Annotated in this window: 19 protein-coding genes; 8 read left to right on the top strand and 11 right to left on the bottom strand. The window is 34.9% G+C overall.

All coding sequences use genetic code 11. From position 1 onward, the window contains the following. Positions 1 to 160: 160 nt before the first annotated feature. Positions 161 to 3,148 (top strand): reprolysin-like metallopeptidase, encoded by a 2,988-nt coding sequence (locus SB689_RS18840; protein WP_410693636.1) that lies wholly within the window; start codon positions 161 to 163, stop codon positions 3,146 to 3,148. A gap of 398 nt (positions 3,149 to 3,546) precedes the next feature. Next, positions 3,547 to 7,110 (top strand): GEVED domain-containing protein, encoded by a 3,564-nt coding sequence (locus tag SB689_RS18835; RefSeq protein ID WP_410693635.1) that lies wholly within the window; start codon positions 3,547 to 3,549, stop codon positions 7,108 to 7,110. Between the two features lie 109 nt (positions 7,111 to 7,219). On the opposite strand, the gene coaE is transcribed toward SB689_RS18835, so the two are convergent. From coaE to ruvB, 4 genes are read right to left on the bottom strand one after another with little or no spacing between them, the layout of a single operon-like run. After that, positions 7,220 to 7,846, bottom strand: a complete 627-nt coding sequence (gene coaE, locus SB689_RS18830) for a dephospho-CoA kinase (RefSeq protein WP_410693634.1) — start codon at positions 7,844 to 7,846, stop codon at positions 7,220 to 7,222. Positions 7,847 to 7,855: 9 nt separating this feature from the next. After that, positions 7,856 to 8,722, bottom strand: coding sequence for an MBL fold metallo-hydrolase (locus SB689_RS18825; RefSeq protein ID WP_066754862.1), 867 nt, complete (start codon positions 8,720 to 8,722; stop codon positions 7,856 to 7,858). Positions 8,723 to 8,757: 35 nt separating this feature from the next. Next, positions 8,758 to 9,366, bottom strand: a complete 609-nt coding sequence (locus SB689_RS18820; protein ID WP_410693633.1) for an FMN-binding negative transcriptional regulator — start codon at positions 9,364 to 9,366, stop codon at positions 8,758 to 8,760. Positions 9,367 to 9,372: 6 nt separating this feature from the next. Then, positions 9,373 to 10,395: a Holliday junction branch migration DNA helicase RuvB gene (ruvB, locus tag SB689_RS18815; protein WP_410693632.1), complete on the bottom strand. Its 1,023-nt coding sequence runs from the start codon at positions 10,393 to 10,395 to the stop codon at positions 9,373 to 9,375. 200 nt (positions 10,396 to 10,595) lie between these two features. On the opposite strand from ruvB, the gene hutI reads away from it, so the two are divergent. The 3 genes from hutI to SB689_RS18800 all read left to right on the top strand — a co-directional run bounded on the left by hutI (position 10,596) and on the right by SB689_RS18800 (position 14,263). After that, positions 10,596 to 11,819, top strand: coding sequence for an imidazolonepropionase (hutI, locus tag SB689_RS18810; protein WP_410693631.1), 1,224 nt, complete (start codon positions 10,596 to 10,598; stop codon positions 11,817 to 11,819). Positions 11,820 to 11,915: 96 nt separating this feature from the next. Then, positions 11,916 to 12,836, top strand: a complete 921-nt coding sequence (hutG, locus tag SB689_RS18805; RefSeq protein ID WP_410693630.1) for a formimidoylglutamase — start codon at positions 11,916 to 11,918, stop codon at positions 12,834 to 12,836. Positions 12,837 to 12,970: 134 nt separating this feature from the next. Further along, on the top strand, positions 12,971 to 14,263 hold the full coding sequence (locus tag SB689_RS18800) for an aldehyde dehydrogenase family protein (RefSeq protein ID WP_410693629.1): 1,293 nt from the start codon (positions 12,971 to 12,973) through the stop codon (positions 14,261 to 14,263). A gap of 83 nt (positions 14,264 to 14,346) precedes the next feature. Here the strand turns inward: SB689_RS18800 and pyk are convergent, their stop codons facing one another. Genes pyk through SB689_RS18775 form a run of 5 tightly spaced genes read right to left on the bottom strand, consistent with a single transcriptional unit; the run spans position 14,347 to position 18,523 of the window. After that, positions 14,347 to 15,792, bottom strand: a complete 1,446-nt coding sequence (gene pyk / locus SB689_RS18795) for a pyruvate kinase (protein ID WP_410693628.1) — start codon at positions 15,790 to 15,792, stop codon at positions 14,347 to 14,349. Continuing rightward, the gene (locus SB689_RS18790; RefSeq protein ID WP_410693627.1) at positions 15,785 to 16,258 is read right to left on the bottom strand and encodes an IPExxxVDY family protein; all 474 of its coding nucleotides are present in this window, start codon (positions 16,256 to 16,258) and stop codon (positions 15,785 to 15,787) included. The genes pyk and SB689_RS18790 overlap by 8 nt, the downstream gene beginning before the upstream one ends. Further along, positions 16,236 to 16,994 (bottom strand): ribonuclease III, encoded by a 759-nt coding sequence (rnc, locus tag SB689_RS18785; RefSeq protein ID WP_410693626.1) that lies wholly within the window; start codon positions 16,992 to 16,994, stop codon positions 16,236 to 16,238. The genes SB689_RS18790 and rnc overlap by 23 nt, the downstream gene beginning before the upstream one ends. 9 nt (positions 16,995 to 17,003) lie before the next feature. Then, complete coding sequence (fabF, locus tag SB689_RS18780; RefSeq protein ID WP_123980885.1) at positions 17,004 to 18,248, bottom strand: beta-ketoacyl-ACP synthase II; 1,245 nt, start codon at positions 18,246 to 18,248, stop codon at positions 17,004 to 17,006. A gap of 35 nt (positions 18,249 to 18,283) precedes the next feature. Then, complete coding sequence (locus tag SB689_RS18775; protein WP_002976354.1) at positions 18,284 to 18,523, bottom strand: acyl carrier protein; 240 nt, start codon at positions 18,521 to 18,523, stop codon at positions 18,284 to 18,286. A gap of 410 nt (positions 18,524 to 18,933) precedes the next feature. Between SB689_RS18775 and SB689_RS18770 the strand changes: the two genes are divergently transcribed. Together SB689_RS18770 and SB689_RS18765 are read left to right on the top strand one after the other, a co-directional pair. Further along, positions 18,934 to 19,830, top strand: coding sequence for an oxidoreductase (locus SB689_RS18770; RefSeq protein ID WP_410693625.1), 897 nt, complete (start codon positions 18,934 to 18,936; stop codon positions 19,828 to 19,830). A gap of 72 nt (positions 19,831 to 19,902) precedes the next feature. Continuing rightward, positions 19,903 to 20,706, top strand: a complete 804-nt coding sequence (locus tag SB689_RS18765; protein WP_410693624.1) for a helix-turn-helix domain-containing protein — start codon at positions 19,903 to 19,905, stop codon at positions 20,704 to 20,706. Here the strand turns inward: SB689_RS18765 and SB689_RS18760 are convergent. After that, positions 20,703 to 21,431 carry an AAA family ATPase gene (locus SB689_RS18760; RefSeq protein ID WP_410693623.1) on the bottom strand — a complete coding sequence of 243 codons (729 nt, stop codon included), beginning with the start codon at positions 21,429 to 21,431 and terminating at the stop codon, positions 20,703 to 20,705. The two genes, SB689_RS18765 and SB689_RS18760, sit on opposite strands and share 4 nt — an antisense overlap. A 213-nt stretch (positions 21,432 to 21,644) precedes the next feature. Between SB689_RS18760 and SB689_RS18755 the strand changes: the two genes are divergently transcribed. Then, the gene (locus SB689_RS18755) at positions 21,645 to 22,601 is read left to right on the top strand and encodes a beta-1,6-N-acetylglucosaminyltransferase (protein ID WP_410693622.1); all 957 of its coding nucleotides are present in this window, start codon (positions 21,645 to 21,647) and stop codon (positions 22,599 to 22,601) included. 468 nt (positions 22,602 to 23,069) lie between these two features. Here SB689_RS18755 and SB689_RS18750 read toward each other — a convergent pair whose 3' ends face one another. After that, positions 23,070 to 23,786 carry a hypothetical protein gene (locus SB689_RS18750; RefSeq protein WP_410693621.1) on the bottom strand — a complete coding sequence of 239 codons (717 nt, stop codon included), beginning with the start codon at positions 23,784 to 23,786 and terminating at the stop codon, positions 23,070 to 23,072. Positions 23,787 to 24,527: the final 741 nt, after the last annotated feature.

Raw genomic sequence — 24,527 nt, 5'->3', positions numbered from 1 at the left:
TAGTTTTTCGTGTGTAAAACAGACTCCAACAATGCTTGGAGTTTGTTTTTTTTATAAGTACCTGAGATGTTTGATTGTATTTTTATTATATTATTCTTTTATTTTTAAGAATAATAAACGGAAAATAGCTATATTTGGCGGAAAATATAATTAAAAATTTATGAAAAAACTACTTACTATTTTATTTTGTAGTTTGGTTGGTGGCTCTGCCTTTGCGCAATGGACGCCGACTACATACAAGAGAGGTACAGAAATTAAGTACGCTCTTGTTAACTACTATAAGTTAGATATTAATGCAATTAAGGAAAAGCTGAAAAATGCTCAGGAGTCAGGTCCTAATGCAAAGGCTGTAGAAATTTCTATACCAACTTTAAATGGTAAAATTGAAAAATTTGCAGTATATAGCTCTCCAGTTGTTGTAAAATCTCTTGCAGACAAATATCAACTAGGATCTTATGTTGGGGTTGGAATTGATGATCCGTCTAAATACCTAAGATTCTCTTTATCAGGTAATGATTTCCAATCTATGGTAATGAATGATGGAAATTATGAATTCATTGAGCCGCAAAATTCAGATAAAACTGTATATGCTGTTCACCCTAAAACTAAAAAAACAGAAGGGACAGGAAAAGGTTTCTTTTGTAGCACGACAGAAAACCCTGCTGAGGTAGCTCAGATTAATCAGATGTTGGAGCAAGGTAAATCATTTGCCAACCAACCAACTGATTTCTCAAAAATGTCTGATAAAAAATTCAGAACTATGAGATTGGTAATGTCTGTTACTGGTGAGTACACTCAGAAATTTGGAGGTACTGTTGCTGGTGCTTTGACGCAGATTAACGCGACAATGACAAGAGTAAACGGTGTTTTCGAAAAAGATTTCGCTTTACGTCTTATTTTACAGGATTTTCCGAATGTAATTTATACGAACAGCTCAACAGATCCATATTCAATTCCTTCAGTTGGTACAGCTTCAGCTAATGCAAATAATGCGAATGGTTGGAATGTTCAGCTTCAGCAAACACTTAGTGTAAATGTTGGAAGTGCTAACTACGACATCGGACACCTTCTAGGTGATACTGGTGGTGGTGGAAATGCAGGATGTATCGGTTGTGTTTGTATTGATCCTACAGGAACTCCTGCTACTTCTCTTTCTAAGCAAAAAGGTTCTGGATTTACTTCTCCTGGAGACGGTATTCCTCAAGGTGATAACTTTGATATTGACTATGTAGCTCACGAAATGGGTCACCAGTTAGGAGGTAACCACACATTCTCTCACGGTCTTGAAACAGGAACTGGAGTAAACGTAGAGCCAGGTTCTGGATCTACAATTATGGGATATGCTGGTATTACAGGTGCTACTACTGACGTTCAGGCGCATTCTGATGCTTATTTCCATAAAGCAAGTATTTCTCAGATTCAGGCTAACTTGATCAGCAAAACTTGTGATATTGAAACTTCTATCTCAAACAATGCACCGGTAATTACTCCTTTAGCTGCTTATAGCATTCCAAAAGGAACTGCATTCGTATTAACTGCTTCTGCTACTGATGCAGAAAACAACCCATTAACTTATACATGGGAAGAGGTTGATAATGCAAGTGTTGTAATTAATAAAGCTAATTTAGGTACTACTACAACAGGTGCTTCATTTAGATCATTTACACCTACTTCAAGCCCAACAAGATATTTCCCTAAATTATCTTCTGTATTAGCAGGAGTTCTAGATAACTCAAATAACGGATGGGAGTCTGTTTCTATGGTTCCTAGAAGTAGTAAATTTTCTGTAACGGTAAGAGATAACAATCCAGATCCGGCTCAACAACAATCTCAGTTTGCTGAGCAAACTATTACTGTAGGTAATGATGGGCCATTTAAGGTTAATACTCAATATGCTAACGTGAACGTTGCAACTCCAATTGATTGGGATGTGGCAAATACTACAGCTGCACCTTATAATGTTGCTAATGTTAAAATTGATTATACAACAGACAACGGAACAACTTGGACTGTACTTTCTGCTTCAACAGCTAATGATGGAACTGAGAACTTTACTTTCCCTACTTCATTGAACGGACAAGTAATTAAGCTTAGAGTTTCATCAATCGGAAACGTATTCTATGCAGTGAAATCTGTAACAGTAGTAGCTTTCGCTCCATGTGATGGTTCTGCTCCAACAGGTGTAGCGACAAGTAACATTACTGCTTATGGAGCTACTGTAAGCTGGACGCCAATTTCAGGAGCAACTTATATGATTCGTTACAGAAAAGTAGGTCAAACTGCTTGGGTAGAAACTACATCTACTACACCTTCTGTAACATTAGCTGGTCTTACAGATGCTACATCTTATGAAATTCAGGTATCTGCAGTTTGTTCAGGAACTCCTGGAGCTTACTCTGCTATAGCAAACTTTACAACTTCATCAATATCTTATTGTGCTGCTTCATCAGTTACTGCTGCGAATCTATTTATTTCAAATGTAACGGTTGCGAATCTTAATAATACTTCAGGTGGAGCTACTTATACAAACTTTACAACAAACCCTTCTCTTCAGGTTAATCTTGTAAAAGGAGTTAGTAATACAATGACTATTACGGCAAACATTCCTGCTTATAACTTAGCAATGGTGTTTATCGATTATAACAGAGATGGTACTTTTGATGCTTCTGAAAGAGTAATGAACTTCCCTGTAACGAATGTTGCTTCATTCACAGGATCATTTACAGTTCCAAGTACTGCTATCGAAGGACAGACATTAAGAATGAGAGTTCTTTTCGGTTTTGCCGGATCTGCTAACGCTGGATTAAACGGACCTGCAACTTGGGTTTGTGGAAATGGAACTAATTTCAATGACGGTGAAGTTGAAGATTACAACGTTGTTGTAGCTAATACACTAGGAACAAGCGATATTGCTAATCCTAAAGACGGTATTCAGATTTATCCTAACCCGGTAAGTGATATCTTAAACGTAACTAAAGTTTCTGACAAAGCTGCTTTCAAAATTTACAGTGCTGCTGGCCAGTTAGTAAATAGCGGAAATATCAACTCAGGAAAAATCAACGTTTCTGAATTAGTAAAAGGTGGATATGTAATTACAATTGAAGAAAAAGGAAAAGATTTATTCAAATCCAAATTCATTAAAAAGTAATAGAACTTTCATAACAATAATAAATCCTCAGGTTTTGCCTGAGGATTTTTTTATTATTAATACATAAGTTGTGATATTATGAGGTTTCCGTAAAAAAAATATTTCAATTGGCAAATTAATAACAAAAAATCATTAGATTTGTTTAATTAATATAATATAAAGAACATATGGAGAAAACCTTTACTTTTTTAATTCTTTTTCTGACTCTGATAAATGTAGGTTTTGCAACGCAGTCCTATATGCAGGCAATGACATTGCCTTACGGTCAGCTGAACAGTAGTAATACCATTACAAATCATCCCCCCTGTTGAAAGTGGATATTGAATTCTTAATTATTAAGAATATAAAAGTTATAAATGAATGTATTATGAATTTATTTTTTTAAAACAACTTGACTTATGAGAAAATTTTATCTTTTATTTTTATTTTTTCTGTCATTTTTGGGATTGAAGGCTCAGTACTGTACTCCAACGGGAGGTTCATCAAGTACGACCTATTATTTAAAAACAATCTCCCTATCTGATCAGAATAGTATTAATTATACAGCTACAGCATACCAAGCTTATGTTAATAATTCGGCCCAGGCAGTAAATACATCTCCGGGTGGAACTATACTGGTAAATCTGGCTACCAGTACAAGTACTGCAAAATATTATGTGTATATAGACTGGAACAATGATTTGGATTTTAACGACGCAGGTGAAAATCCTATTGCTACTACAACATATGCAGGCACTTATACCGGAAATATAACAGTTCCGGCTGCCCAGGCTTATGGCTCTTACAGAGTAAGAATAGAGAATGGCTTTATTACACCAGCCACTCCTATTACTGCATGTGGACCTAGTGCCTGGGGAAACTTTGTAGATTTTACAATTCAGGTAGGAGCTCCTCCAACTTGTATTGTTCCAACAGCATTAACATCATCAAATATTTTAGCTAATGCTGCAACCCTATCTTGGACGGCTTCGGTAACGACTCCGGCAAATGGTTACGAATATTATATGAATACGACGGGTGTTCCTCCTACTGGTGCAACTGCGGGAACAGCAGTTCCTACAGGAACTTCAGTTACAGTGGGTAGCCTTGCGGCTAATACTACTTATTATTGGTGGGTTAGAGCAATTTGCTCTTCTACAGATAAGAGTTTCTGGGCTGCGGGAGCACCTTTTAAAACACTTTGTACGGCAATTACAACTCTTCCTTGGACTGAGAATTTTGACACTCTGACTCCGATAGGATCTGGTATTGTACCAAGCTGTTGGAAACAAATAACAGGTACTTATGCCTGGAACTCTGCAAATACGGGGACTACAACGTTTAATGCGCCAAAATCTACACCGAATTATATGAGTATTCAATACGGTAATACCACTGCCAGTCAACTTTGGACTCCGGGCTTTGCCTTGACAGCAGGTACAGCGTATGAATATTCTTTCTATTATAATACGGGAGGTACATCAAGTTCTTATATAGGATTTACAGGTAATGCATTAGTGAATACTTCACAGTCTGCTACAGGAGCAACAACTTTAGGAGCATTCATTACAGCAACACAAGGAACAAATGGATATGTATTGTATAAAGTATATTATACGCCTACAGTTTCAGGAACATATAATTTCGGAGTAAGCGTTAGTGCTACAAGCGCTCCTTGGTATTTAGGTTTGGATGATTTCAAAGTAAGAGTTGCACCAACATGTCTGGACCCACAAGGTTTAACGGTCGTGAATACTACAACTTCAAGTACTACAATACAATGGACAGTACCAACTCCGGCTCCTGCAGGTGGTTATGATGTTTATTATACTACAAGTGCTGCAATTCCTGCTCCAACTGTTACTCCTCAATACACTGGAGTTACAGGGCCAACTCAATTAATAACAGGATTAGCTGCAAGTACAAATTACTACATTTGGGTAAGAGCAAGATGTAGTTCTACTGATATTGGTGATTGGACGGGACCTCTTTCGGTTTACACTAATTATTGTGTTCCTACAGGAGGTTCATCTTCAACAACATATTATTTGAAGAATATTACAACTACAGGAGGATTTACCAATCTTGCTTATACTGCTTCTACTTATAGTGCATATGTAAACAATTCTGCAACAAGTTTCTCTGCATTGCCGGGAACTACTGTGAATGTTAGCATGAATTCTGGAACAAGTTCATACTATTATTATTTATGGATAGACTGGAATAACGATATGGTATTTGATCCTTTAACGGAAGCGGTTTATGCTACTACTGCTTATACTCAGACAGGAACAACTACAATTAACACGGCAGGTCGTCCTGCAGGTTCTTACAGAGCCAGATTTGCTACATCATTTAGTGGTGCAATCAATCCTTGTGGATCGGCTCCTTATGGTAATTATGTAGATTATACTTTTGTCATTAAGCCTTGTTCTACTACAGCACCTACAAATGTTTATGTAGATGCAATCAGCCATATTTCTGCAACGGTACATTGGACTCAATCTACTAATAACCTTAACTATAAAGTATATTGGAGAGAAGTAGGAACTACCGGATGGCCAAATTCATCTGCATTATTAGCACCACCTACAAACAGTTTTGTTATTCCATCAGGTTTACAGCCTGCTAAAAATTACGAAGCAATAGTAGTTGCTGTTTGTAATACGACTGAAGGAACTGCTACTCCTGTAGCATTTGCAACAAAATGTGACCCTACGCCTCCGAATGTTACGGTAAGTAATATCACAACAACATCTGCATTGATAACATGGGCGCCTTTAGCTGCAAGTTCTACTTATGTAATGAGATACAGAATCGTAGGAAGCGGTCCTACAGGATGGAGCGCTAATATACCTTTACCGGTAGCTCCAGCGAATACTTATACTCTTGCTAATTTAAATGTATATACTTCGTATGAAGTTCAGATAGCAAATATTTGTAATGGTACTACGCTTGTAAATCCATGGTCTAATCCTAAAGTATTTACGACTGAAAGAACTTGCGTATTGCCTCCTCCGGGATTAACGATTACAAATCTTACTCCTACTTCAGCAGTTGTGGTTTGGGATCCGTTCCCGGGAGCAACTTATATCTTAAGATATAGAAAAGTAGGTATTCCGAGCTGGACAAATGTACCGGTTTCAGTAAATACTCTTACATTAACAGGATTATTAGAATTAACTAAATATGAAATGCAGGTTGTAAATGTATGTTCAGGTACGCCGGGTACTTACACTCAACCATACTTCTTTACGACGCCTACGGTAACTTATTGCCCAATGTCTTCAGGAAGTGCTGCTAATGAATTTATTTCAAAAGTAACGGTGAAGCCAAATGGTAAACCAGTAATGGAGAACACTTCAGTAGGATCTACTTATACAGATTATACAGGTGTTCCTGCTAAATTCATAGAATTAATTCAAGGTTCTACAGGAAACCAAATTACGATTGAAAAATCTTGGTTAGGTACTAATAATGAAGAAGGTGTTGCTGTTTGGATCGATTTTGACAGAAACGGATACTTCGACATTAATGAAAGAATCATTGCTTCACCTCCAAGTACAACAACTCCTGTTACAGGAACGTTTAATGTACCTGCAGATGCATTCATCAGCTTAACAGATTACAAATATGTAGTGATGAGAGTAGCATTGCAAAAAGACGGTATCCCAGTGAACTGTACAAATTTCGCAAATGGAGAAGTTGAGGATTACACAGTGAGAATTTCTAAAACTCCTGTTCCTAATGCAACGAACCAGACTGAAATAATGATTTACCCTAACCCGGTAAAAACTACATTGAATGTGAAGAATACAAGCCCTAGATCTAATTATAAGATCTACAACGCAGCAGGACAAGTAGTATCAGCGGGGATTATCTTAAACAACAAGATCAATGTTAGTAATTTGATCAACGGAGTTTATGTAATAGATATCGATGATGTTAAGGGTACTGCCCAAAAGAAATTCATCAAAGAATAATAGTAAATTATCTTTAAAATAGAATAAGCTCTCAGAAATGGGAGCTTATTTTTTTTAACTAAAATCAGGTCAACAAAAAACTCGCTAGATTTTTCTAACGAGTTTTGTTTTATTCTATTTCGAAAATAATCCGTTCGGTTTGTTCCTTTAGATCTTCGAGATTGGTATTGTTGTAAATGATGCAATCTGCGAGTTTTATCTTGTCTTTTTCAGACATTTGTTTCTCCATAATAGCTTCTATTTCGCGGTAGGTTTTTCCGTCCCTGTCCATTACTCTTTTGGTTCTTATGTTGTCTTCTGCAGTTACCAACAGAGATTTGTAGCATTGTTTATTAAGTTTTAATTCAAATAATAATGCAGTCTCTTTAAAAACTAGATATTTGGTTTGCTTTTCCAGCCACTCTTCAAAATCAATTCGAACAGCAGGATGAATGATTTCATTTAATTGAAGAAGAAGATCTTTATCATTAAAAACTTTTTCTGCAACAAATTTCCTGTCGTAAAGTCCGTTTTCATCGTAAGATTCTTCGCCTAGAAGTTCTTTAATTTTAACCTTTAATGCATCATTATCATTAACGATTGTTTTTGCCCTGTCATCCGAGTAATAAACGGGAAACCCGCACTCTTCAATAAAATGGGCAACAGTGGTCTTTCCTGAACCTATTCCGCCTGTTAAGCCAATGACTTTGGATGATGGTGGTTCTGCTTTTTTTGTTTCTGAATGTAACTCTTCCATAATTAAAAATTAATATCCAAAAACATCATTAAAACTAAAGGTTTCATCAAGTCTTACTCCTTTTTCGGTCATTTTAAGACTTGCTAATTCGTTGTGAGCATCGTGTTCGAAGAACAGTAAATATTCGTTATCTACACATTGCTTCAGGAATTTTGATTTTTCCTCCATTGTTAAAAGAGGTCTGGTATCATAACCCATCACGTAAACAGGGTTGATATGCCCCGCAGTTGGAATAAGATCAGCCGCAAAAACAACCGTTTTCTCCTGATATTGAATCACCGGAAGCATTTGCTTTTCTGTATGTCCGTCAACGAAGATAACGTCCATTTTCAAATCTGGAGCGAAACCGTAATTTCCGTTTGCCGGAAGTGGTAAAAAGTTCAGCTGCCCACTTTCTTGCATAGGAAGAATGTTTTCCTTTAAAAAGCTTGCTTTTTCTCTTGGATTAGGCTCTGTTGCCCACTGCCAATGGTTTTCATTCGTCCAAAACTGTGCATTTTTGAATGCAGGTCTGTAGCCGGTTTTGTCGTCATTCCATTCAATCGCTCCACCGCAGTGGTCGAAGTGAAGGTGCGTTAAGAAAACATCAGTGATATCTTCCTTTACAAAACCATATTTTTTTAAGTTTTTATCTAAATTATCGTCTCCCCAAAGAGAGTAGTGACCGAAGAATTTATCATCCTGCTTGTTTCCAAGACCGCAGTCTACTAAGATTAATTTTTTTCCGTCTTCAATTAATAAAGAGCGGGTTCCCAATTCAATTAAGTTTTTTTCGTCTGCTGGGTTAGTCTTCTCCCACAGACTCTTTGGGACGACTCCAAACATTGCGCCGCCATCCAGCTTAAATTTTCCACATTGTATAGGATATAACTTCATATATATTTTTGATTAGTTTATTTTAATTGATAAAATTATTTAATATTTTTCATTCTTTCAGCAATCTTTTTCCCGTTTTCGTCTGTATTTTCAAGATTGGAAATAATGTTCTGAAAGTCTGCTTCTTTTCTGTTTTGAGACAATTTTTGTTGAATAAATATCTCAGTCGGAATTATTTTTAACCCAAAAGCGCCTTTCATTTCTTTTTCCACAAATTCCCGTCCCATTTTCTCTACAAACATCGGGCATTTCTGAAAATTCTCATATTTGGCAGTTAATTTTTCAAGATGATTGTAAAGTTCTTCCTGATTCATTAATTCTACTTTTCCGTAGATCTGAACTGCTTCATAATTCCATGTTGAAACATTCACATGATCGTACCAACTGCTGGAAATATAAGTATGAGCACCCAGAAAATCACATAAAACTTCATCGCCATTTTTTAATGTTTTTGCCTGAGGATTTGCTCTGGAAATATGAGACTCAATATAAATATTTTCAGGATCATCTTCATTAAGCATCATCATCGAATGAGTTGCTCTGATCTTGTCGATCGAAGAAATAAGTAAAGCAAAAGCATTTTCTTTGATGATCTGTTTCATCAATTCATAATCCTCGCTTCTGTATATTTTAGGTATGAACATAGATTGTTAAAATAATTCTCCCGGATTTCTAGGAATGGCAATATTTAAATGTTTGTAGGCTTTGTCAGTAACTTCTCTACCTCTTGGCGTACGAATAATAAACCCTTCCTGAATCAAAAATGGTTCATAAACCTCCTCCAAAGTTTCAGGGTTTTCGGCAATTGATGTTGCCAAAGCTGAAATTCCGACAGGTTTCCCTTTAAAGTTTTCAATCATGACACGCATAATTTTGTTATCCATTTCATCCAGTCCGAATTCGTCTACATTTAAAGAATTCAGGGCGTATTTTGTGATATTAATTTCAATTTCACCATTTCCTTTTATTTCAGCAAAATCTCTAACTCTCCTTAAAAGAGCATTCGCAATTCTCGGAGTTCCGCGACTTCTTCTCGCAATTTCAAGGGCGGCATCTTCATAAATTTTTATACCTAAAACTCTCGCACTTCTGATAATGATCATCGATAAAAGTTCAATAGAATAATATTCCAATCTGCTTTGAATCCCGAATCTTGCCAACATTGGTTTTGTCAGCATTCCGCTTCTGGTTGTTGCTCCTACCAATGTAAAAGGATTCAGTCCGATCTGTACACTTCTTGCATTTGGACCTGTTTCAAGCATGATATCAATCTTAAAATCCTCCATCGCAGAATACAAATATTCTTCTACAATAGGGGAAAGACGGTGGATTTCATCAATAAAAAGTACGTCGTTTTCTTCAAGATTTGTCAATAATCCAGCTAAACTTCCCGGTTTATCCAAAACAGGGCCGGAAGTTATTTTACAGTTTACCCCAAGTTCATTGGCGATAATGTTGGATAGAGTAGTTTTACCAAGACCGGGTGGGCCATGCAAAAGGACATGGTCTAGAGCCCCGCCACGTTTTTTTGCAGCAGTAACGAAAACTTCAAGATTTTCTAATGTTTTTCTTTGCCCTGCAAAATCTTTAAATCTCTGCGGACGAATTTGTTCTTCCTGTATGAGCTCTTCATGGGAGTAATTTTCTTTATCTGGATGTAAAAAATCTGGCATTAATTCATTTCATTTACCTCAAAGATAGGAAAAATTGAGGTTAAGATTAGGGTTGAGGTTGAGATTATTTAAGGTTGAGATTTAGGGCAGGGCTATCATTGGGAAAGGGAATGTTTATGTTTTAAAAGATTGAGATATTTTAAGTATTTTTGAGATGAAAAATTTTAATTAAAACAGACTTTTAGTCTTAATAATAAATAATGAAACTTATAGGACCTTTCAAGCAGGTTGTAACACTTGCCAATCTTCCGTTAAGAGGAAAATTATCTGACGAACAATTAGAAATTATTACCGATGGAGGAATTTTAGTGAATGACAACAAAATTCAGAGTGTTGGAAATTTCGAAGAATTAAAATCTGAAAATCAAAATATAGAGATCGAGTCAATTGAAGGCGAACAAATTGTTCTTCCTGCTTTTGTAGATTCTCACACGCATATTTGTTTTGGCGGAAATCGTGCGAATGATTTCGCTATGAGGAATGCAGGTAAGACCTATCTGGAAATCGCAGAAAGTGGAGGTGGAATCTGGAGTTCTGTTCAACATACAAGAAAGGCTTCTGAAGAAGAATTATTAAAAACTTTACTAGAAAGAATCGATTTTCTGATCTCATTAGGAATTACCACAATTGAAGTAAAAAGCGGTTATGGTCTTGATGTAGAAAACGAACTGAAGATGCTCCGCATGATCAAAAAAGCACAGGAACAAACTAAAGCGACTTTGGTTCCGACTTGTCTTTCTGCTCATTTAAAACCACGAGATTTTGAAGGTAGCAATCAGGAATATTTACATTATATCATCACTGAAATTTTACCAAAAGTAAAAGAAGAAAACTTAGCTAAGCGAGTTGATATTTTCATTGAAAAATCAGCATTTCAGCCGGAAGAAAGTAAAGATTTCTTACTTAAAACTAAAGACTTAGGTTTTGAAATTACTGTTCATGCAGATCAATTTACACCCGGAAGTTCAAGAATTGCCGTTGAAGTTGGCGCGAAATCTGCAGATCATTTGGAAGCTACAATTGATGAAGATATTGAATTTTTAGCTCAATCGAATACGGTGGCAACAGCTCTTCCAGGCGCGAGTTTAGGATTAGGCGAAAAGTTTACTCCGGCCAGAAAATTATTGGATGCAGGAGCAATTTTAGCCATTGCAAGTGATTGGAATCCCGGTTCTGCACCGATGGGAAATTTAATTACTCAAGCTTCAATTTTAGCAACTTTTGAAAAATTAACAACAACAGAAGTTTTGGCGGGAATGACTTTTCGTTCAGCATTTGCTCTTGGTTTGGAAGATAGAGGAAGATTGCAAAACGGTTTGAAAGCAGATTTTGTAACTTTTAAAACAAACAACTTCCAAAATGTTTTATATAATCAAGGAAGTTTAAACGCTGAAAATATCTATATTGACGGAAATAAAATTTAAAATAACCAACCATACACATCGTCATTTTGTAAGAAGCTAAATTAACCAAATCGAGTTTTTTATCAACATGACAGCAACACACAAATTATTAAAAAAATGAGCAATATTTGGCAAGGTAGATTTGACGGAGAAGAAGCTCTTTTCCACAGAATATTTCAGAGAGTAAGAGAAGAAAGTAATTACGATAGTATTTCAACTAATGATTTCGTTTTACACGGTTTTGCCGTAGATGAGGGCATTAGAAGGAATAAAGGAAGGTTGGGAGCAAAAGATGCTCCGGATGTCATCAGAAAAAATATGTCTAATTTTCCAGTAATCCTTCCTGATTTTTCATTACTTGATTTTGGAAATATTACCTGTGAGGATGGAAATTTAGAAAACACTCAAAATAATCTTGCGAAAAATGTCTCGAAAGTTCTTTTAAAAGGCGGAAAATCACTTGTTTTGGGTGGTGGACATGAAGTGACTTATGCTCATTATCTTGGTGTAAGAACTGCTTTTCCTGAACAAAAAATAGGGATCATTAATATTGATGCTCATTTTGATAACAGGCAGCCTGAAAATGGAGTAGGAGCGAGCTCAGGAACCGGATTTTGGCAAATCGCTCAGGAAGGTGAAATCAATTCTTTACATATTGGTATTCAGAGAAATTCAAATACACTTAAATTATTTGATACAGCCCATCAATATGGAATGAAATATATTCTTGCTGATGAATTATTCTTTGAAAATCTTCCGTCAATTTATCAAAGAATTGATGATTTATTAAATGAAGTCGATTTTGCTTATCTCACAATTTGTATGGATGTTTTTAACGCTTCGATTGCGCCCGGAGTTTCGGCTGCAGCATACAATGGAATCTTTGCCGATGCTACTTTTATGCATTTTTACAGGCATATTTTAAAGAATCCAAAACTGATCGCGTTAGATGTTGCTGAGGTTAATCCGAGCCATGATATTCAGGACAGGACAGCAAGATTAGCGTCTTGTTTGGTGAACGAATGGTTTATGGTATGACATAACTAATATATTCAATAGAAAAAATCATTATTTTATTTAATCTAAAGGAACTAAATTTGTTGCTTTGATCATGCTTTTAAGAGAAAAGCATTTATAAATTCATTATTTGAATTTAAATTGAGAATTACGTTATGGAACAATTAATTGAAAACAAGCTTATTAAAGCTGACTTGGCTTTTTCGAGTTGGAAAAAGGTGTCGTTTGAGGAAAGACAAGGATTAATCAGAAAAGCTGCTGAAATTTTAAAGAATAATTCTGAGAAATTTGGTACAATCATTACCACAGAAATGAACAAACCGATTTCACAATCGATTGCTGAGGTGGAGAAATGTGCACTAATGATGAATTATTATGCTGATGCAGAAAATATTTTAAAACCAGAAAAAATTGATTCTGAATTTACGTATTCTGAAGTTCATTATGCTCCAAAAGGGGTAATTTTAGGAGTAATGCCTTGGAATTTTCCTTTCTGGCAGGTATTAAGATTTGCTGTTCCTGCAATTTTGGCGGGAAATACGGTTGTTCTGAAACATGCTTCAATTTGTTTCGGAAGCGGAAATGCTATTGAACAAGTTTTATTGGAAGCAGGTTTTCCGGAAGGTGTTTTTCAAAATCTGGAGGTTGGACATAAAGAAGTAAAAGGAATTCTTGAACATGATATAGTAAAAGGAGTAAGTCTTACGGGTAGCGGGAAAGCTGGAGGAGAAGTAGCTTCAATAGCAGGTTTAAATATCAAAAAATCTTTACTTGAATTAGGTGGAAGTGATGCTTTTATTATTTTTGAGGATGCTGATCTTGATAAAGCTTCAAAAGAAGGAGTGAAATCGAGACTTCAAAATTGTGGACAAACTTGTACTGCTGCAAAAAGATTTATTATTGATGAGAAAATAGAAGATGAGTTTCTCCCGAAATTCATTGTAGAATATAAAAAATACATTCCTGCAGATCCGATGAACAAAGAAACCTTGATTGGTGGAATGGCAAGACCTGATTTAGCGGATGATCTTGAAAATCAATTTAAAAAAGCTTTAGAAAACGGAGCTGAAATTATTATTCCATTAGAGAGAATTTCTGATACGGAATTCAATCCGGGATTAATAAGAGTACAGGAAGGAAATCCTATTCTACAGGAAGAATTATTTGGACCGCTTGGAATGATCATGACATTTAAAAATGATGATGAAGCCTTGCAGATTGCCAATGATATTCCTTTCGGACTTTCTAATTCAGTTTGGACCAATAATAAAGACCGTAAATTATTTTTCATTGAAAACTTAGACTCAGGAACGGTAAATATCAACAGAATGACAAGTTCTGACCCGCGTTTTCCTTTTGGCGGAACAAAAGCTTCAGGATATGGAACAGAGCTTTCATTGCATGCTTTAAAAGAGTTTGTGACTGCTAAAACGATTGTAGGAGATTAATATTTTAAATGATTATATTTTTCAGATATAAAACAAAAAACTCTCGAGAATATCGAGAGTTTTTAATTTTTGTATGATTGAGATTAAACCGTAGTTAATCTTAATGTATTCGTTTTACCTCCTTCGTAAGATGGAGTAGCATTGATGTTGATTACGAAATCTCCGGTTTCAATATAACCGTGATTATGTGTCAACATATTTACTTGGATAATTGTTTCATCCGTTGGCTTTTTCATATCATAGTAATAAGCACGAACTCCCCAAAGTAGGTTCAACATCGTGATTACTCTTTTATTACCACTGTAAACAATGATATGAGAATTTGGTCTGTGTGCCGAAAGTTGGAAAGCCGTATATCCAGAATGTGTTAAAGTAACAATCGCTGAAACGTTTGTTGTTTTTGCAATTCTTACCGCTGCAAGACATACTCTGTTTGTGATGAATCTCTCATCGATACAGTTATAGTCTTTTTCCATTGGCTCGTTTTTGTGTTGATAGAAGCTAGTCTTCTCAATATTCAATACAATCTTAGCCATATTTTCAACAACCTGAATTGGATATCTACCCACAGAAGTTTCTCCTGAAAGCATTACCGCATCAGCACCGTCCAATACAGAGTTGGCAACGTCATTTACCTCCGCTCTTGTTGGAGTTAAACTGTTGATCATCGTTTCCATCATTTGAGTTGCGATAATAACTGGCTTAGAATAGAATCTTGCTTTTTCAACCAAGTTTTTCTGAATTGCAGGAACTTCTTCCATTGGAACTTCCACACCTAGATCTCCACGAGCAACCATTAAACCATCGCATTCCAATAGGATTTCGTCGATGTTCTTAACACCTTCCGGTTTTTCAATTTTAGCAATAATCGGTGTTTTGAATTTTCCGTTTGGATGCTTTTTGATAAGTTCTTTTAAGTCGATAATATCTTGTGCGTGACGAACGAATGACAAAGCGATCCAGTCAACCTCCATGTCAAGCATGAAATTAGCATCCTGAATATCTTTTTCCGTCAAGGCAGGAAGAGAAACGTTCGTATTAGGAAGGTTAACTCCTTTTTTAGAACTCAAAGGTCCCCCTTGAATTGTTTTTGCTTTTACTGTATCTATTTTGTTGGTTTCAATAACCTCCAACATTAGTTTTCCGTCATCAATAAGGATTTTCTCTCCAACATTTACATCCTGAGGAAACTGTTGGTAAGTCATGTAAACCTTTGTAGAATCTCCTTCCATCTTTTCGTTGGTGAAAGTAAGAATATCTCCAGGATTAAGATAAGAGCCCTCTTTTACAACTCCAACTCTTAATTTAGGACCTTGTAGATCTCCTAAAATACTTACAGAATATCCGTGTTCTTTATTAAGCTCTCTAATAGTATCAATATTAGTACGAACCAAGTCGTAATCTGCGTGTGAAAAATTTATTCTAAAAACGTCAACACCTGCTCTCATAAGTCCTAACATAACTTCTTTCGATGATGAAGCCGGCCCAAGTGTTGCGATAATTTTTGTCTTCTTTAAATGCTTATTCATAATACTGGATAATTTGATAAAGTTCTTCCTCAGAACTTAGTGTATAATCTTGAATTGGAAAAACAAGATTTTCAGGGAGCAAAATTACGGAAAAATCAGGAAACTGTTCCGAACTATGCAGAATATATTCTACATCTACCTGATTATTTAATAAAAATTTAATATTCTCTTCTTCTGTAAAGAGCTCAGTTTGTAATTTTTTTTGTCTACTTTCTGATGATCTGTTGGAGATGAAAGTAAAGCAAGTCTTTGTAAACTTGTGGTATGCCTCAAATCTTGGAAAATGATAATCAAAATAAGCTCCATGAAGGATCACATCTTTCTTTCTTGAAAAAGTAAGATCATTATCTCGATTTATTTTAAAAAAAAACTCATGATCGGGTATATTTTTCGCTAATCTTACCAATCCTATGGCAATATCTTCAAATTCTATATCGTCTAGATCATAAAGTTTTTGGATTTCCAAGTATGTTTTCTTTTTTGTTTAAAATATAAAATGCCCTCTGCGCTGCCTTCTCTTCTGCTTTCTTTTTAGAGGTTTCCGTGGCATTGGCGATTTTTTCTTCTCCAAGCCAAACATGGCATCGGAAGATGATCGCTTTATTTACCTGGATTTCCTCACAAGTTTCGTACTTTATATTCAATTTCTTCTTCTGGCTCCATTCGAGCAGAAGACCTTTGTAGCTTACAATCTTATTTTCAAGCTTATTTATTTCGGATGGTGTTAAAAGTCTTTCCAAGATGATCTTCTTACAGGTATCATAATGAAAGTCCAGATAAACAGCACCGATTAACGCTTCAAATAAATTTCCGGAGATATTTTCACCTAAAGCCACAGAATTTTGTTTCAACAAAAGATCTGTAAGTTTTAAGTCTTCCCCTAATTTATTAAGATTTTTCCTATTAACAATCTTAGATTTCATTTGTGTTAGATATCCTTCATTAGCCTGAGGATAAGCTTGAAACAAATGACAAGAAATAATTGTACCCAAAACAGAATCTCCCAAAAATTCAAGTCTTTCGTAATTGCTGTCTTGATTTTTAGAGGAGCTTTTCAAAGAAAAAGCTTCACGGTAAAGAGCAACATTTTGTACCTCAGCACCTAGCACCTTGTTCAAGTGAGTACTAAGGAAAGAATCTCTTTCCGATAATTTTTTTCTTTTTTTGAGAAGGAATTTAGAAATGTATTTCTTTAACTCCATTCAGTAAATTTAGATTTTCGTAAATAGAACGCAAGCATTGTGCCCACCAAATCCAAAAGTATTACTCATGGCTACTTTTACGTCTTTCTTCGCGGCTTCGTTAAATGTAAAATTAAGTCTGCTGTCGATATTTTCATCATCAGTAAAATGGTTGATGGTTGGAGGAACGATACCATGAATAATAGTTCCTAACACAGCAATAGCCTCAATAACTCCGGCAGCACCCAAAAGGTGACCTGTCATTGATTTTGTAGAATTGATCTGAATGTCGTAAGCGTGCTCACCCAATAATTTTGAAATCGCGCTAGATTCTGCAACGTCTCCTAATGGAGTAGATGTACCATGCATGTTGATATGATCTACTTCATCAGCAGTTAGCCCTGCATCTTCCAAGCAATTTTTCATTACTAAATAAGCTCCTAAACCTTCAGGATGTGGTGCCGTCATGTGATGTGCATCTGCACTCATACCGCCACCTTTCAATTCTGCATAGATTGTTGCTCCACGTTTTACCGCATGCTCATATTCTTCAAGGATAATAGTTCCTGCACCTTCACCTAATACAAATCCATCTCTGTCTTTGTCAAAAGGTCTTGAAGCTGTTTTTGGATCATCATTTCTTGTTGAAAGAGCCATCATAGCATTAAATCCGCCAACACCACTTGCTGTAACGGCAGCTTCTGAGCCTCCGCATACAATCACGTCTGCTTTTCCTAACTGGATCAGCATTTTTGAATCAATAATGGCATTCGCAGATGAAGCACAAGCAGAAACAGTAGTATAATTTGGTCCGTGGAAACCATACTCAATAGAGATGTGCCCAGGAGTAATGTCCGCAATCATTTTAGGAATAAAGAAAGGGTTAAATCTCGGAATATCCGTATTTGCCCAACCTAAAACTTCTGTTTCAAAAGTCTCTAAACCTCCGATTCCTGAACCCCAAATTACGCCGACTCTGTTTTTATCTACATTGTCTTCCATTATTCTAGAATGTGCAACTGCCTCTCTGGCAGCTACCATTCCAAGTTGTGTATTTCGGTCCATTTTCTTTGCTTCTTTCTTATCGAAATGTTGCAATGGATCGAAGCCTTTCACTTCGCAAGCGAACTTTGTTTTGAAGTTTGTGGCATCAAAAAGAGTAATCGGAGCAGCACCGCTCTCACCTTTAAGAAGATTTTCCCAGTATTCTTTTGCATTATTTCCAATCGGTGTTATTGCGCCAAAACCGGTTACAACTACTCTTTTTAATTCCATAAACTTTTTAAATTTTCTTTTTGTTGAAGAGAATATTATTTATTTACTACTTCTTCGATATAAGCGATAGCGTGCCCTACAGTAGTAATTTTTTCAGCTTGATCATCAGGGATTTGAATGTTAAATTCTTTTTCAAATTCCATAATTAGTTCAACTGTATCCAATGAGTCAGCTCCTAAATCGTTAGTGAAGCTAGCTTCAGGAGTTACTTCTGTTTCTTCAACGTCAAGCTTATCAGCGATGATAGCTTTTACTCTTGATGCAATGTCTGACATAGTAAATTATTTTTTTAATTGTTAGATTCTGCAAATATATAAAATTCTTTACGATAAAACATTTTTTTAGTCTTTTTTGTGGGTAGACTATCCGTATTTTATAGTTCTGAGATTTAGTCTTTTCGTTTTCAGTGGGTTATATTTTAATATTTTCAAAGGTTGTATTATTAAATAAATGTGATGCCTCATCTATCTGTAGCATTGATTTGGTTTTTAGGCTGAAAACAGGGCAATATGGTTTTAAAATATTCTTAGAAGTGAAATTTTAGATCATATTAATATTTATTAAAACTTTATTAAAGTGGATTCTTTTTTCTTGAATGACTCTTTTAACAAAGCATAATTGAGCTTTTTAACAAAACAGAGTTGTCTTGATTTGATGGAAATTTGTATCAATAAAATTAGATACAATGAAAAACGTTTGGTTCATAACAGGAAGCTCAAAAGGTTTAGGAAAAAGTCTTGTTGAAGCAGTATTATTAAAAGGAGATTTTGTAGTTGCAACAGCAAGAAATCCTGAACAATTAAAAGATTTATCTGAACAATATCCCGATCAGTTGCTTGCTTTACAGTTGGATGTACAGGTAAAAGAGCAGATTTATTCTACGGTTGAAGAAGCGATCAATCATTTCGGAAGAATTGATGTTTTGGTGAATAATGCAGGCTTTGGAATTACAGGTGCAGCCGAAGCGTTTACAGGCGAGCAGGTGAGAAATCAGCTTGAAGTTAACCTTGTTGCACCCATTGAAGTCACGAGAGCGGTCTTGCCATACATGCGTAAACAACGTTCCGGACGTATTTTGCAAATAAGTTCTGTTGGTGGAAGAGTAGGGAATGCTGGACTTTCTATTTATCAGGCTGCAAAATTCGGGCTTAGTGGTTTTTCTGAGTCTTTAAATAAAGAAGTTTCTCCTTTGGGAATAAAAGTTACTTCGGTTGAGCCGGGAGGTTTCCGTACTGATTGGGCTGGGGCTTCGATGAGTTTCGCGAAAGATGTTGAAGGTTATGAGGCTACTGTTGGCGGGATAAAAGAGCATCTGACTTCAGGAAAGTTTCTTCCAATGGGAGATCCTGCGAAAGCTGCAAAAGTGATGGTTGATTTGGTAGATCATCCGAATCCGCCTGTTCATTTGGTTTTGGGTAGTGAAGCGGCTGCTATTTTGAAAATGGCTGATGAAAATAGAAAAGAAGAATTTGAAAAATGGCTGGATGTGACCGTTTCAACGGATCATGATGATGCAGATAATATTTTTGAGTCTGAATATGGAAAACAATATTTAGCTCATAAAGGAATTAATTTAGAATAACTATTTATCGATGATGGGGTTTGCGTTGATTTTTAGCAACCTCATCGTTGATTTTAATTATATTTGTATTAGATGAAATCTACAAGAGAAAATTTGGGGAATATTGTTTATTCCTGCTACAGTCAGTTGAGCAGGCAGGGTGAGCATTTTGTTTCCGATCATGTTTTGAGCTATCAAATTGCGGGAGATCTGACGTTTAATGATGGAATTAATGATTATTCAGCGACTGATGGTTCAATACGTTTTTTAAGAAGAAATCAATTATTAAAATTTACTAAAATTCCTCCTGCTAATGGAGATTTCAAATCGTTGTCAATTTATCTCGATCAACAAATATTAAAAGATTTCAGCTTGGAATATGGTTTGACTTGCGAAAAAAAACAATCAAGCCAGCCATTATTACTGATCAACGAAAATGTTTTGTTGAAAAATTTTATGGAGTCTTTGTTGGTTTATCAATTATCAGATCAGCTTTCGGATAAACGTTTGGTAGAATTAAAAATAAAAGAATTACTCATTTTATTGCTTCAATATGATCCGGAACTGAAAAATATTTTGTTTGATTTTAATGAGCCTGGTAAAATTGATATTGAAGCTTTTATGAATAAAAATTATCATTTTAATGTTAATTTAGACCGTTTCGCTTATCTAACCGGAAGAAGTCTGGCGACTTTTAAACGTGATTTTGAAAAAGTTTTTAATGTAACACCCGGAAAATGGCTGCTTCAAAAAAGGCTTCAGGAAGCGCATTATCTTTTAGAAAAAGGAAAAATGGCATCAGATATTTATATGGATCTTGGTTTTGAAGATCTTTCTCATTTTTCGTTTGTATTTAAAAAACAATATGGACTTTCGCCGAGTAAAATTCTGTCTTAAATATCATCATCGTCATTGAATAAGTGTCGGAAATAAAATTCCGGAGCATCAAGAAAGTTTTTTGTGATCTGATAATGCTCGGTATCTTTATAATGAATAGGTTCAAGGTTATTATCTAAAGAATAAATAGTTGCGCCCGGATAACTTAATAAAATAGGAGAGTGGGTTGCAATGATAAACTGTGCTTTTCCAGTTTTTTCTAACTTATGAATTATGGATAACAACGCAAGCTGACGTTGTGGTGAAAGAGCAGATTCAGGCTCATCCAAAATATAAATGCCTTTATCAAAATGATTGTGGAATAATGCTAAAAACGCCTCGCCATGAGACTGTTTGTGTAGTGATTTTCCACCATAGGCATCCAAAATACGGGCATCACTTTCGGCTACTTCATCGATATAGGTTGCAAAATTGAAAAAACTTTCGGCCCGCATAAAAAATCCCTGATTTATTTTTGTTTTCCATGATAAAGTAAGAAAATCGGATAACGTATTTTCTGTTTTGTGGAAGTCATAGTTGTGATTTCGGTTGCCCCCAGATAGATTAAAATCACATTTATCAGCAATGCTTTCCATTAAAGTTGATTTTCCGGTTCCGTTCTCGCCAACAAAGAAAGTGACGTTGGTTTTTAATTTTAAATCCAATCCATTTTCAAAAACAGGAAGATCGAAAGGGAATTCTTTCGGATGATTTTCTTTTAGGTATATTCGTGATAAATAGGTCATTTTGTTTTGAAGTCAATATTTTTTAATGAATGTATATCTAATAAAAATGTGCCAAAATATAAACAAAATATTATTTTCTATAGCAATAATTGAATGTAATCAATTAAATATTAATAATAGAAAGCTTGTTTAATTATCGTATATTGATAAAAATGTCTATTAATACTTTATAAAATAAGTTGTAAACATTCATAATTTTTAAAATAATATAAAATGAAAAATGTTTACATAGGTGGAAGCAATGAACAAATTGATTTTTCCATAAAGCCTATTAGCATTGCGTATTTGATCTTGGTGCATCGTTTACCTGATCAATTCAAAAGACTTTTTACGGCAATTTACGAACCTACGAATTTCTACCTTATTCATATTGATAAAAAAGCAAGTTTGGAAATCGGTGAAGAAGTAACAACTTTTCTCGAAAAATACCCGAATGTGCATATTCTTAAAAGTGAAAATGTAATTTGGGGAGGGTACAGTATGGTTCAGGCCGAGTTAGATGGAATGAATTATCTACTGAATATGAATGCAAAATGGGATTATTTCATTAACCTCAGCGGACAGGATTATCCATTAAAATCTCAAAAGTTCATCAAAGATTTTTTATCTAAAAATAATGGTAAAAGTTATATAAAATTTGCCGATCAGGAAAAGGTAAGACCTGAAACAATGAACAGGATCGAAAATTATTTTGAAGAATCCGGAGATAATATCTCAGATAAGACTCATAAAAGAGAGTTTATGAAAGATGTAATTCCATATATTGGAGGACAATGGATGATCTTAACAAGAAATTGTTGTGAGTTTATTTGCAACAGTACTGAAGTGAAAAAATTCGAAGATTATTATCTCAATACTCTTATTGCTGACGAGTCTTTCTTTCAAACCGTTTTGATGAATACTTCATTTAATGGAATTTTGGTTGATGATGATAAAAGAGCGATTATCTGGATTCCAGATGGAGATATCAAATTACGTCCAAAAACTTTTACCGAAACTGATTTAGATTTTCTACAAAAAGGCGATCATCTGTTCGCTAGGAAGTTTGATGATAATGTGGATGATAAGATAATTAACAGTATCGAGCTTCAATACAATGATCCGATTAAAATACTAACGAAAGTGACTGATGTGAAAAGTATTGGTAAAAGTGTAAACCACTTGAATTAAATAAGTAAAAGATTATTTTTAATATTAATATAAGCTTTGATCAATTTTGGTCAAGGCTTTTTTATTGTGAAATGTTTGGTAAATAAAAAAAACGTTGCAAAATATTTTAATTATATTTTACAACGTTTTTGTGGAGTTGGAGGGACTACAGTTTTATATTTATAATCAGATAGTTACGTGTTTTTTGTAGTAGTTTTTGTAGTGTTTTAGTTCTTTTTGCAGCAAAACATAACCTTTAATTTCCGAGCTGTAAAGATACTATTTTGAAGAAAATAAAAGTTGTTTTTAGACCTACATTTTCTACACTTACTACATTTCTCAGATAGGAACCTATATTAACTAATGTTAACTAATTCATTTTATAATATCGGAAATTCCGACATTTAAACACACGGAATTACGGGCATTTAGTTTTCCATAGAATTGTGGGAAACCTTTTTAGGATTGAATAATAGTAAGTCGGGATTTTTAAATCTGCTTTAACTCTATACGCATTTGATTTATTAGTTCACTTTTAATCGTTTCAACTAAATTGGCTTGTTGTAAGAGCGGAGCTTGCATTGTGTTTATTAAATCTTGGGAATTAGAAAGTACTAATTGTGGAAACATTGATAATAATTTATTACTTAAGTCAATCAATTGGCTATAGCCAGTCTCTAAAAGATTTAAATATTCAATTACATCATCACTTGCATGAAGTCTAATTTCATTCGTTTCATGCTTTAATTGAATCAAAGCCTGACTAGCGTCCATCGTTAGCGTTTGCGTTCTCTTTTGATATGTTACAGTAGCTTTTATACGTTCTTTCTCTGTAGAGCACCTCATAAGATTTTTTGTATATTCAGAAGTAAACACTTGCATTTTTTCTGTGCTTTTTATGTTTATTTCCGTATTCATATTATCTACTTTTAAAAAGAAATTTGAATATACTTTTGTTTTACTTTCATATAAATATTTCCTTTTCTGTAAATCGAGTTGATGATCTCTTTTTAGTTCTTCTAGCTCTTTAGAAAAATCTGATTTTATTTTTTCAGATTCTTGTATAAGCCTTTTATTATCCTTTTTAACTCTCCTATATTTAACTTCTTCAATAATATAAACTGCCGATCCTGAAATCAAAGCGCTTATAACTCCAGTGGAAAGACCTCTGATTAAGTCAGGCGAGATATTTAAATTTTCAAACATGATTTTTTAGCTTTCCAACAAATATAATTACAATATTTGCAAATACTTCCTAAAACTTCCGTTATGTCTTAACACCTCCTAATCACGAATAACAACTTTCCGAAGTACAATAAATTAACTTGTGTTTGTGGACTTGGATATACTTTTGCTCCACCATTTGGGGGAGCAATCTTTTTAGCGTATCCGATTCGTTTAGTTTTTATAATGTAATCCTTGGTTGCATTTTAGATAAATGATATTCTCTTTGCTTTCGATTGTTACTATCTAAATAGTGATCGGCTGAGATTTCAGCCATACTCCATATCAAAAGTTATAAAAAGTCCAACTATAGAGCCGTATTAAATAATATTAAATAATCAGAATGGATCTCCTTTTTATGGACTCGCATAATTTGAAATGAACTCAGGGAAATTTTTCCTTCACATACACGTAATTCCGTGTATGTAAAATCGAAACGTTACGCGCGCGTGTATGGACTCCGAAAACTCGGGATGCTCATTATTCGTTTGATGAGGTTTCTCCGAATTGATAAAATTATCAAACCGATACGCGCACGTGTTGTGACTTTCCAAAAATCTTCAACATCCCATAAATACGGAAATATCCGCTTTTATGAAATCTCATAGACGCGCACACGTTGTGACCTCAAAAAAATCTTCCCATTGCATTTTAATACGCTTTTCGTGCATACGTGTAGTGATAGGTAAAAAATCTCTGAACGATAATAAAAGCAGGATTTCT

It is taken from the genome of Chryseobacterium sp. SIMBA_038, from assembly GCF_046535115.1.
Taxonomy (GTDB): domain Bacteria; phylum Bacteroidota; class Bacteroidia; order Flavobacteriales; family Weeksellaceae; genus Chryseobacterium.
The sequence above is the reverse complement of the archived record's forward strand: the minus strand, read 5'-3'. Positions and strand labels throughout refer to the sequence as shown.